The organism is Methanosaeta sp. UBA458, from assembly GCF_002496085.1.
In the GTDB taxonomy this organism is placed as follows: domain Archaea; phylum Halobacteriota; class Methanosarcinia; order Methanotrichales; family Methanotrichaceae; genus Methanothrix; species Methanothrix soehngenii.
Genome location: NZ_DAIK01000043.1, coordinates 8,401 through 20,215, shown reverse-complemented (window position 1 = coordinate 20,215; position 11,815 = coordinate 8,401). Strand labels below are relative to the sequence as shown.

Genomic DNA, 11,815 nt, shown 5'->3' with positions numbered 1-11,815 from the left:
TCCTCGGAGACAGTGGTGGTGCAGCAGACATACCCCTTGCGGGCATCGATGTTCTTGACTCCCTTGCCCCCCCGCCTCTGCTGGGGATACTCCTCGAGCTCAGTCCTCTTGCCATAGCCCTGATTGGTGACGGTGAGCAGCGTTGAGCCTGAGCCGGGCTCAATCACATCCATGCTGATCAGCTCGTCGCCCATGTTCAGGCTGATCGCTTTGACCCCCATGGTCCCCCGGTTGGAGGCACGCACATCCCCCTCTTTGAAGCGGATGGCCTTTCCGAATTTGGTGGCCACCAAGAGCTCCTTTTCTCCATTGGTGAGCTTGGCCGAGACCAGGCTATCCCCCTTCAGGTTCACCGCCTTTATCCCTCCCTTGCGGGGATTGGAGAAGGCCTGCAGAGGCATCTTCACAATATTGCCGCTCCTGGTTACCAGCACGATGTATCCCGCCTGGAAGCTTTTCACCGGGATGGCTCCGGCGATCCTCTCATCCGGCTCCAGCTGGAGCAGGTTCACTATGGACTTGCCCCGGGCTGCCCTTCCCAAAGCGGGAACCTCATAAACCTTTAGCCAGTGGGCTTTGCCCTTGTCGGTGAAGAAGAGCAGATAGTCCTTGGTGGAGGCGGTGGAGACATCGGTCACAAACTCCTCTGTCTTGGTCTCGGCTCCTATAACCCCCCGCCCGCCCCTTCTTTGCATGCGGTACGTATTGACGGGCTGGCGCTTGATGTACCCGGAGCTGGTGATGGTCACCGCCACCTCCTCCTCCTGAATGAGGTCCTCATTAGTGACCTCACCATCGGCCTCGATGATCTGGGTCCGCCGCTCGTCGCCGTACTTGCTGATCAGCTCCGTCAGTTCGTCCTTGATGATGCTCAGGATCTCCAGATTGCTGGAGAGGATCTGTCTCAGGTGGGCGATGAGCTTCTCCAGCTCTGCCGCCTCGGAGACTATCTTCTCCTGCTCCAGGCCCGTAAGCCTCTGCAGCCTCATGTCTAAAATGGCCTTCGCCTGCTCCTCGGAGAGGAGAAATGCCTCTATCAGACCATCCCTGGCCTCCGCTGGTGTGGGGGCGGCCTTGATGATCCTTATCACCTCATCGATGTTCTTCAGGGCGATGAGCAGGCCCGCCAGGATATGGGCCCTCTTCTCCGCTGCATCCAGCTCGAAGCGGGTGCGCCTCTCAACCACTATGGAGCGGTAGTAGATGTACTGCTCCAGGGTCTCCTTTAAAGAGAGGATCCTGGGCATCCCGTCCACCAGGACCATGTTGTTGATCCCGTAGCTGGTCTGCAAAGCGGTGTGTTTATGCAGCTGGTTTAAGACCACATTGGCGTTGAATCCGGTCTTGATATCCACTACCATGCGGATGCCTTCTTTGTCTGACTCATCCCGCAGATCGGATATGCCCTCCAGGCGTCCCCCTTTGACCATCTCCGCCATATCCTCGATCAGCTTGGCCTTGTTCACCTGGTAGGGAAGCTCGGAAAAGATGATCCTGGTGCTCTTTGCTCCCTCCTCGATCTCCGACTTGGCCTGCATGATTATGCTTCCCTTGCCGGTCAGATAAGCGGACTCGATTCCCGCCCGGCCCACGATATATCCACCAGTGGGAAAATCCGGGCCCGGCAAATAATGCATCAGCTCGCCTACTGTTGCCTGGGGATTGTCTATCAGATGGATGATCGCCCCTGCCAGCTCATTCAGATTATGGGGTGGGATGTTGGTCGCCATGCCCACGGCGATTCCAGTCGAGCCGTTTAAGAGCAGGTTGGGAAGCTTTCCCGGAAGGACTGTTGGCTCCTTGAGCGAGCCGTCATAGTTGGGCACAAAGTCCACGGTGTTCTTCTCGATGTCTGCCAGCATCTCCTCGGCGATTTTAGAGAGCCGGACCTCGGTGTAACGCATGGCGGCAGCCGGATCTCCGTCGATGGAGCCGAAGTTGCCCTGGCCATCGATCAGAGGATAACGCATGGAGAAGGTCTGGGCCATTCTGACCATGGTCTCATATATGGCCGCATCACCGTGAGGATGGTACTTGCCCATCACATCGCCCACCACGCGGGCGGACTTCTTGTAGGGCTGATCGTGGGTCATGCCCTGCTCATACATGGCATAGAGAATGCGGCGGTGAACGGGCTTCAATCCGTCTCGGACATCGGGCAGAGCCCTCCCTACGATCACGCTCATGGCATAATCGATGTAAGAGGACTTCATCTCCTCGGTGATGTTAACCTGTACTTCTGTCACGATCCACCTCAGATATCAAGATTCTTCACATACTTGGCATGCTTCTCTATGAACTCCCGGCGCGGCTCCACCTGGTCGCCCATGAGGATAGTGAAGATCCTGTCCGCCTCCACTGCATCCTCCAGGGTGACCCGAAGCATGATCCTCCCCTCCGGATCCATGGTAGTCTCCCAGAGCTGCTCGGGGTTCATCTCACCCAGGCCCTTGTACCTCTGAATGACCGGTTTGTTCATGCCTGCTACCAGCTCGTTAAGCTGCTCATCGCTATAGGCGTAATTGGCCTGCTTTCCCTTCTTGACCTGATAGAGGGGGGGCTGGGCGATGAACACATAGCCGGCATCGATCAGGGGCCTCATATAGCGGTAGAAGAAGGTGAGCAGAAGGGTGCGGATGTGCGAGCCATCCACATCTGCATCGGTCATTATCACCACCTTATGATACCTCGCTTTACTGATATCGAAGTCATCTCCCACGCCCGTGCCGAAGGCCACGATCATATTGCGAATCTCGGCGTTCTTCAGGATCTTGTCCAGCCTCGCTCTCTCCACATTGAGGATCTTGCCCCGCAGGGGCAGTATGGCCTGAAAATGCCTGTTCCTTCCCTGTTTCGCACTCCCCCCAGCACTCTCGCCCTCGACGATATAGATCTCGCATTTCGCAGGATCATTGTCAGAGCAGTCGGCCAGCTTTCCGGGCAGTCCGCCGGAGCTAAGGGCGTTCTTGCGCCGGGTCAGCTCCTTGGCCTTCCGGGCCGCTTCCCGGGCGCGCATGGCTTCTGCAGCCTTCTCCACAATGGTCGTCGCAACAAGAGGGTTCTCCTCGAAGTACTCCCCCAGGCCCTCTGCTACCATCGACTCCACAATTCCCCGGATGGAGCTGTTTCCCAATCGGGTCTTGGTCTGGCCCTCGAACTGGGGGTCAGGCAGCTTTACGCTTATGACTGCCACCAGCCCCTCTCTCAGGTCCTCGCCCCCCAGCTTCATCTCGTTCTTGAATAGCTTGTTATTCCGGGCATAATCATTGACTGTGCGGGTTAAGGCGGCGCGGAAGCCCATGAGGTGAGTTCCTCCCTCGCGGGTGTTGATGTTATTGGCATAGGAGAATATGTTCTCTGCATAGGAGTTGTTGTACTGCAGGGCCACCTCCACCTGGGTCCCATTCTTGCTGCGCGAGAAGTAGACCGGCTGCTCGTGCAACACCTCCTTATTCTTATTGAGGTACTCCACGAAGGAGATGATGCCTCCCGCGTACTGGAAGATGTTCTCTTTATCAGATCTATCGTCTTTTATGGTTATCTTAAGGCCGCGATTCAGAAAGGCCAGCTCCCTCAAACGGGAGGAGAGGGTGTCGAAGGAAAACTCGGTCTCCTCGAATATGCTGGTATCAGGCTTGAAGGTGATGGTGGTTCCGGTATGATCCGAGCTGCCCCGTTCCTCCAGATCCGAGACCACCTTGCCCTTTTCGAAGCGCTGCCAGTAGATCCTTCCGTTCCTGCGGACCTGCACCTCCATCCACTCGGAGAGGGCATTAACCACGGAGACGCCCACCCCATGCAGTCCGCCGGAGACGCCATAAGACTCGTGGTCGAACTTGCCGCCGGCATGCAACACCGTTAAGACGATCTCCAGAGCCGGCCGGTTAAACTGGGGATGGTTATCAACCGGGATGCCCCGGCCGTCATCACGAATGGAGACGCTCCCTCCGGGATTGATTGTCACATCGATCTCGCTGCAGAATCCTCCCAGGGCCTCGTCCACGCTGTTGTCCACTACCTCGTAGACCAGATGGTGTAGCCCCAGGGAGTCTGTGCTGCCTATGTACATCGAGGGCCGGCGCCTGACCGCCTCAAGGCCCTCGAGAACCTGGATATGGCTTGCATCATAGCCTGTAGCTTCGCTCAAAATCAACTAAGCCTCCTTAATAATTAGGACTGTATCACACTCATTTGAGCAGATATAAGCTTTTCCCTGAAAAAATTCGCAAATTGGGAAAATACATTGATACAAAATGATGCCTTCGCAGGGGGAGTCTCATCTCATCTCAGAACTGAGAAGGAGCTATTTGACAAGCGCATACGAAAGAATGAGCTGATCGTAAAAAACTTGAAAATGAGAAGCCAAGGTCCGGATTCGAACCGGAGTGGTAATGCTCTGCAGGCATTTGCGTAGCCGCTCCGCCACCTTGGCATTAGGAAGGTCTCTCTCAAGAGTGCTGCTGATACCACCACCTTTATCGATGTGGGCTCACTCTGAGCAGAGATCCTGCTGCAACCTCTCCCCTTATAAAGATTGCCTTCGAAGGCCGATCCTCACACCTGGATACTATTCTTTCACACCGGGCACTTCTTCCATCGATTATGATCTCACGGCAAGTCTCGGAATGGGAGACTTCTTCGTCGCGCATCTCTTATACCCTCTAGGTGCGGTCAAGTGCCGGGTTGTGGGTGATGGTGCAGATCTTGCATACTATTTTTCGATGATCTTCCATGTCCAGGGTGGATACAGTTGATTTTGAGACGATATTCCGAATGAAGCGAGCAGGTTGTGTCGAGCTTGCCTTTGGCGTGGAGAGTGGAAGCCAGGCCATCTTAGACCTATTGAGGAATGGAATTACTCCGGAGCAGATAATCAGGACTTTTAAACAGGCGAATGAAATTGGGTTAGTCTCAGGTATGCTTCTGATTGTGGGAATTCCTGGAGAGAACCAGGAGGATATAGATATGACCAAGAGATTGATTGCAGAGTCCAAGCCCGAAATGGGTGAATATCGCTTATTCCACTCCCATTCCCGGAACAGAGATTTATAGAGGGTGTGTTTGAGGCGGGGCTTAGGGAGAGGATGAAAGAGTAAATGGACTTTTATTTAGAGAAATTCAAGGGCAGGATTGATCCGAGGTTGAGCATATATGATGGCTCTATGATGGAGGATTAGAGTTTGGTTTCCCAGTTCGTTATTTCATTTTATCTTGGCATGTTTCCTCATCGGCGATTGCTTCAGACGGAAACAAATATATACGTTGATGATCGTACTATTATCTGTGCAAAGGTCATATTTCCTATCCCTCCTATTTGAATGACTTTTGCCCCCCTCCTAATTATCTCTCCAATTGAGGTTCGATGAGCATCTCGACGTGCAGCCGAAAGGCTTAAGTCGTCGAATGCCGTATTAGTATGCAGGCAAAAGTCGACGGCCATCAATCCCTCCCGTACGGTGACTTTTGCCCCTCCCTCCTTTTCACAGAATCGGAAGCTCACGTTGATCGTCTACACCCAAAAGGTTTATATCGTCTTACGTCGAACCCCAAGGATGGCAAAAGTCAATCACCAATCCCTCCTACACTGACTTTTGCTGTCCCTCTTCTTCCCTCTAAGGAGGGCCGTTTTCCCTCTTCGTCTGGCCAATTGCCGCCATCCTCTCGCCTAATTTAAATATCGTATGCACTATAGCCCTCTTTTTATGCCAGATCCAAAGGAGAAGATCGAAGATCTGATCAGAGCTTTGGAGGAGCTGAGGCTGCATGTGGCCAGGAAGGATCTTGCCGTCGGCAATCAGCGGATCAACTCTCAGCTCTACTTCTCTATTGCCAACGCCTGCCTGAGAAACCATGCCCTTCTCCTCTACGGTGGAATGGGTGCGAACAAGACCACACTGGTCAATCTGCTCGGGTCCTCATTCTTATCCCTCTCCTTCGGCGAGGTGGAAGACCAGATGGTGACCGGCTATCCGGAGCAGACGGAGGAGAAGATGGTGGGCTTTCTGGATCCCAGACAGTGGATGAGAGAGGCAGAAGAGCCCTGCACAGTGCTCTGGACCCCTTGGTCCAGGTCCCGCTGGAAGCTGATCAATGAGGTCAACCGCTTTCCTGGTGGCAAGCAGAACCTGTTCTTGGAGATACTGCAGAAGAGGAAGATCAGCTATGCTGGGCAGGTGTACGAGCCAGGAGATACCTGTTACTATCTGACCATGAACCCGGAGTTCTCCGCCACCTATCCCCTGGACGAGGCCCTGCTGGACCGCATATCCGTTTGTGTGCCCGCTTTTCAGCCCAACTTCCTGGCAGGGCTGGCCCTCTCTGAAAGGGAGAGGGATGTCGGGGAGCTGGCAGAGGAGCTGCCCCGCTTCACTCTCCAGGAGTTCGATTCCCTGCCTGGTCTGGTGGCTCAAAAGGAGCTCGAGCCTCAGGTGGAGCTGGCAGTGCTCTGCCTGGTGAGGGACTTCACCCTCTGCGAGAGGGCGCCGTCATATGACAAGACCCAGCTATCCTCTGCCCGTCCATCGCGAGGCCTGTGTGCAGGCTGCCATTACAGCGGCAATCCAGAGGCCATCTGCTGGCAGGCGGACGAGGGGCTGTCAGATCGGGTGCGCCAGGATCTGAGATCCTTTTCCCGGGCTCTTGCCTATCTCTTGGATCGTGAGGCCGACCTGGAGGTCTTAAAGGCGGTGGCTCCCTATGTTATCTGGCACCGGATAAATCCCATCCGTTCCATTATCGATCGGCCTCCCTATTATGGAGCGAGAAAGCTGGCTTTTGTGGCAGAGCTGGTAGAAAAAAGCATCAACCGCACCATGAACGAGCGGGCGGATATGAACATCATCTTCTCCCGAGCGGTGGATGGGGAGACATCCGTCTGGAGGGCGATGGAAGAGCTGTCGATCTTTGACGATCCCATCGCCCGGCTGGACTTCATACCCTCCCTGGAGCAGATGAGATGAAGCTGGGCAGATTCATGGATGATGCCTACCGCGGCCTGAACAAGGGACGCAGTCTAAGGAGCGAGAAAGGGGACCCCATCTTCAGCCTGGATGACCTGGGAGAGAGGTTAGGGACCAGGCCCAGCCGGATGGAGGTGGAAGAGCTTCTGCCCCAGGATCCTGGGACCCTGAAAAGGCTGGTTGAATCCGACCCGGGCAATAGATATCAGGTCATCTGGGGGCATCTCTCCAGCATTGCCGCAGAGAGGAGTCAGCAGCCCCTGCACCTTTCGGCTGGGAACTATGCCGGTCTGGAGCTATCCCGGGGCACCATCATCCTGGAGATGGGAGGTGATCATGTGGGCGAGAGGATGAAAGGGGGGAGGATCTATCTTCGCCAAGCGGCAGGCGACTATCTGGGCCAGGAGATGACCGGCGGGGGGATAGTATCTAGAGGTGCTGGGAACTATGCCTTCCGCAGGATGAGCGGTGGTTTGGGAGTGATCAAAGGTGACTGCGGCAACTTCCTGGGACTGGGCTGCTCCGGGGGAAAGGTGGTCTGCCAGGGCAGCTGTGGTGAGAGGGCTGGCTGGCTGATGAGCTCGGGAAGCCTGCGCATTCACGGTGATGCGGGCGACTATCTGGGGCTCTTGATGAAAGGAGGTCGGATCACCGTTTTTGGCCGGGTAGGAAGGAGAGCGGGCTGGCGGATGAAGGGCGGCACGATCAGAGGAAAGGCTTTTGGCCCCGAGGCGGCGGATGGAGTCTTTGGGCTGGATTGAGGTCTGGCGGAGGTCTCGGGAAAGCTGGCACTGGCCTCTTCTTCCCCCTCCCGTTCTGGGCGAAAAAGGCAGGTCGGGCAGTTTTGCCTTCTCGAACTATCAGATCACCTTGGATCAAAAGGCTCTGCAGCTTGGGCCGCTGTATCTGGAGAACCTCTTCCATCATCTCATCGTTCAATACATCTTCTGCCCCCGATCACTGGAGAACGCGGGTATCCTCGCTCTGGCCGCGCTCAAGGGGTTGGGTCATCTTTCAGGATCCAATTCAACATACGTTTCGGCATATGGCTTGACACCAGGTATGGCATCGCATATCGAGTCTGCCCGCAGGATGGTGAATATATTCTCAGATATTGTATCGGACTCCTTTCGCCTGGAGAGGACCGAGCGAGATGAAGAGTTGGTGCTGATGGGCTGGAGGAGGCTGGGGGAACTGGATGGCCGGCCCCTTAATCCTTTAGACCGAGTGGTTCTGGGCTTCTTAAGGGAGTTTTGGGGAGCTTCTCTTCCCTCCTGTCCCCGTCCGGAGGTCGAACATCTCCTGCGGATCTTCTCAGCTGGTATCAGGGACAAGAGCCTCTGGCCCAGGCAGTGCCAGGAGATGACCCGTATCCTGGGGGCACTGGAGCCAGGCATCCTGGGTCAGGGACCGGTCCGGGCGCAGGAGATATTGAACGGCAGTGCAGACGCCGTGCCCCTGTTCTGTGCCGCGAACCTGGATGCCGGTGAGTATGAAGAGGCTCTGGCGGTGCTGGGGCAGAAAGGAGATCTAAAACGCTGGTATCGAGACCAGAGCTACTTCATTGAGATCAGAGAGGTTCCCAGGGCCCGCTCAGAGGTCACTCCCTCGGGCTTTGCCAAATGGAGGTTAACCGATCCCTGCTATGATCTGGATGTATCCTACTCCCTGAGCCTGAGCCCATATCTCATTCCTGGGGTCTCGACCTACAAGAGGGATCATGAGGCGAGCCCCATGATGCCGGAAAGAGCGGGGGTACCCGATCTGCTCGTAGTCCTGGACAGCAGCCGCTCCATGGAGGGGCCGCGTAAGGGCACCAAGACCCATAAGGCGACCCTGGCCGCCTTCAAGGCCTGCCAGTTCGCCCATTCCATGGGAGCGGAGCTGGCGGCGATAAACTTCAGCGAGAATTATCGGCTCGCCAGCTGGACGCGGGACCTTAACGCTGTTGAGGATGTCTTGGTCGAGTTCTTAGCCACCCGCACCCATATACCTGGAAAGAGGATACTGGAGCTGGCCCAAGGCCGGCCGGGCTGTCTTATCCTATGCATCACAGACACCCATATTCAAAATCTCTACCAGGAGTGGGAGGACATCAAGAGGGCCTCGGAGGTGGGAAGGTTCGTCCTCTTCTCGATAGACCCGGACTATAGGGATCGGCATGTGGAGGAGTCCCTCTCCAGTCTTGGCCAGATCTACTACATCCGGCAGCTTGATGATCTCATATCCTTAGTAGTGGAGGTTTCGGAGAGAGCCTACGGCGGGGAAAGTTTTATCTTCTCCTAATAGACTGGGATTCTGGCATGCCGGGATAGGGTAGTGGCTATCCTGAGGGACTGTGGATCCCTCGAGCTGGGTTCGAATCCCGGTCCCGGCCCCTTATTACTGATAGATCAAATGGTAATGGGCTTTTTATGCTCTGGCTATTCCTTTTTAGCTGAGCCCGGATTCAGATTATGCGAGACTATCAGGATATGCAATAATCCTCATCCAGCAGCACACCGCATTGAACAGTCTAAAAAAATGAATTAGATATGGATATAAGTGTATAAAACAAATTATTTCAAAAATTTTGGAGTAACAAAGCGCTGAAGTTTTGAGGTGATCGTGAAATGAAAATCAGATCGCATTGGAGTCTATGGGTTTTACTCCTATCGGGGATTTTGGCACTGTCTCTTATCCAGAATGCCACTGCCTATTCGTACGTTTATGTTGTGAACTCCTACGTCCATGGATCTAATCCTGACTGGTCCACCGTGGCTAAAATCGATGGTGAGGATCTCTCTCTTATCGAGACGGTTGAGGTCGGGGATAATGCTCATTCCATTGCCATGGTTCAAAGCCCCAACAGGTTGTGGGTCACCTGTCCGGATTCAGATCATATAGCGGTGATAAATCCCTCGACGATGGAATTGATTGACAACATCGAGATCGAAGGTAAACAACCCACAGGAATAGCCGTTTCCCCTTATGACAGCCGAGTCTATGTGACCTTTTCTGAGACCGGAGAGGTAGGCATTTTTCATCCACAGGAGATGGAATTGATATCTTCCATCCATGTGGGGGGCAATCCCAGCAGCATCACCTTTACTCCCAGTGGAGCTAAAGCTTATGCGGTCGACTACCAGGAGCCGGCTGTATATGTGATTGATGCAGTGAGGAATGCTTTAATTACCACCCTGAATTTCCCTGGACACGCTATTCAGGATGCAATAGCCAGTCCGGATGGGAGCACAATTTATCTGGCTAATATGGACCAAAATAAAATAGAAGTTATAAGGACCCGCGATGACTTTATCCTGGCTCCAATGGAGACATCCTTGCATCCCAGAGGCATTGCCATATCACCAGATGGTCAATATCTGTTTCTGGGGCATTATACCGCTACAGATGCATATGTGGACATGATCCGTCTCTCAGACGGCCAGGTGGTTTCCACGGCTTCCATACCATCCAATCCGAGGTGCATCAAAGTGAGTTCCGACGGCCAGAGGATATTTGTGACGGAGCACAACGAGGATGCCCTGTATCTATATGATGTATCCGGAGAAACCTTGAGCCCCGCAGGCCATGTCGATTTGAACTCCGTTAGTGGCCAGCAAGCCTCACCAGTAGGCCTGGTGATTCAAGAGGTGGCCCTTATTCCATCTGGGAAGATGATCATCCAAAGACCTCCTCGGCCTCAAGATCTCCTTCCAAACGAGCCGATACGATTAATTGATACCCTGCCCATTAAATTCGAACGATACAAATATACCATGCCTCTAAAGACTCCACCTACTTAACCCTTGATGATGGAGAGACTCAAAAACGCCTTCTTGATGGTTCCATCAAGAGTGGATACCTTGGGGCTTCGTCCCCAAGGGATCTTTGCAGCCAAGAATCTATTTGATATCCGGAGAATACTGTACCTTTCTGGAGACCTTCCAGAGGTTGAAGGAGTCTAGGGAGTTGTCCACTGTGCACTGATAGACCCTGACAAAGCGATCAGAGTACGGCCTGGACAGCTCCTCATAAATGGCCTCATCAGAAAAGTCCACTCCCTGAGTGGCGGCGTCAAAGCGGGTGGCGGCGAAGAGCAGCATGGGGATATTGGCCCAGCAGATGGCAGCGTAGCACATGGGACAGGGCTCTGCGCTGCTGTAGATGACGCAGTGGGACAGATCGCCCGGCTGGGTGAGCTTTGACTCATCCTTTCTGATGCTTCCCAGGTCAAAGACCCCGAGACTTGCGCAGGCGCTTCGAATGGCCATGATCTCCGCATGGGCGGTGGGGTCCAGTGCCGATGTAACCTGGTTATGATTGATCCAGTACCTCAGGATCTGATCGGTACAGTTATCGATCTGCAGTATCAGCGCCGCAAAAGGACCGCCCTTCTCTTCCACCGACTCCCGAGCGGCCAGGCAGGCCAGTTGCATCCAGCGGTCGCCCTCCACCTCGATACCAGAGTAGATGCCGTTCACTTTGATATTAGCGGTCTGGACGGGATAGTACTTGCAGTCCTCTTGATCTTCCAGGGTGCATTTGGGGGCATATCCGCTCCAGGGCTGATGATAATCAACTCTGCCAGAGACGAGCGGAACGGGCTTGAATTCATATTCCTGGCCTTCTACCTCTGTGGGAGTGGAGAGATGGGCAGGGGCAACGGCGCCGCTCACCGAGCGCTGGTAGCCATATAGCAGCCTCTGGAATCTGGCCTTCCCCTCCTCCTCAACTGGCCGTCCTGACATATCTCCTCATATAAATTGTGGGCATTACAGCTGGCTAGTTTTCCTCTATTTTTAGCTTGCCGGCTTGGGGCCGTCTGCCTATTTGCATACCTGTATCTCGAAGGTGATGCTCTCTCCGGGTCCTGG

Annotated in this window: 8 protein-coding genes and 2 tRNA genes; 6 read left to right on the top strand and 4 right to left on the bottom strand. The window is 54.4% G+C overall.

Going from position 1 to position 11,815, the window contains the following annotated elements; translation table 11 throughout:
• From gyrA to BP822_RS02670, 3 genes are all read right to left on the bottom strand, one after another.
• On the bottom strand, nucleotides 1-2,246 hold a 2,246-nt coding region (gyrA, locus tag BP822_RS02680), incomplete at its 3' end, for a DNA gyrase subunit A (protein WP_286877678.1).
• 8 nt (nucleotides 2,247-2,254) lie between these two features.
• Nucleotides 2,255-4,147 carry a DNA topoisomerase (ATP-hydrolyzing) subunit B gene (gene gyrB, locus BP822_RS02675; RefSeq protein WP_273271877.1) on the bottom strand — a complete coding sequence of 631 codons (1,893 nt, stop codon included), beginning with the start codon at nucleotides 4,145-4,147 and terminating at the stop codon, nucleotides 2,255-2,257.
• A gap of 213 nt (nucleotides 4,148-4,360) precedes the next feature.
• Nucleotides 4,361-4,432: transfer RNA gene (locus BP822_RS02670), tRNA-Cys, on the bottom strand.
• Between the two features lie 299 nt (nucleotides 4,433-4,731).
• On the opposite strand from BP822_RS02670, the gene BP822_RS02665 reads away from it, so the two are divergent.
• From BP822_RS02665 to BP822_RS02640, 6 genes are all read left to right on the top strand, one after another.
• Nucleotides 4,732-5,052 (top strand): radical SAM protein, encoded by a 321-nt coding sequence (locus BP822_RS02665; RefSeq protein ID WP_286877676.1) that lies wholly within the window; start codon nucleotides 4,732-4,734, stop codon nucleotides 5,050-5,052.
• Between the two features lie 650 nt (nucleotides 5,053-5,702).
• Nucleotides 5,703-6,959, top strand: a complete 1,257-nt coding sequence (locus tag BP822_RS02660; RefSeq protein ID WP_286877675.1) for an AAA family ATPase — start codon at nucleotides 5,703-5,705, stop codon at nucleotides 6,957-6,959.
• Nucleotides 6,956-7,720, top strand: coding sequence for a GXGXG motif protein (locus BP822_RS02655; protein WP_013718879.1), 765 nt, complete (start codon nucleotides 6,956-6,958; stop codon nucleotides 7,718-7,720). Before BP822_RS02660 ends, BP822_RS02655 begins: the two co-directional genes overlap by 4 nt.
• Nucleotides 7,707-9,245 (top strand): VWA domain-containing protein, encoded by a 1,539-nt coding sequence (locus BP822_RS02650; protein WP_286877673.1) that lies wholly within the window; start codon nucleotides 7,707-7,709, stop codon nucleotides 9,243-9,245. Before BP822_RS02655 ends, BP822_RS02650 begins: the two co-directional genes overlap by 14 nt.
• A gap of 19 nt (nucleotides 9,246-9,264) precedes the next feature.
• Nucleotides 9,265-9,336: transfer RNA gene (locus BP822_RS02645), tRNA-His, on the top strand.
• A gap of 286 nt (nucleotides 9,337-9,622) precedes the next feature.
• A complete protein-coding gene (locus tag BP822_RS02640; protein ID WP_286856684.1) occupies nucleotides 9,623-10,744 on the top strand; it encodes a YncE family protein in 1,122 nt (373 codons plus the stop codon).
• Nucleotides 10,745-10,843: 99 nt separating this feature from the next.
• Here the strand turns inward: BP822_RS02640 and BP822_RS02635 are convergent, their stop codons facing one another.
• Nucleotides 10,844-11,689 carry a nucleoside deaminase gene (locus BP822_RS02635; RefSeq protein ID WP_286877671.1) on the bottom strand — a complete coding sequence of 282 codons (846 nt, stop codon included), beginning with the start codon at nucleotides 11,687-11,689 and terminating at the stop codon, nucleotides 10,844-10,846.
• Nucleotides 11,690-11,815: the final 126 nt, after the last annotated feature.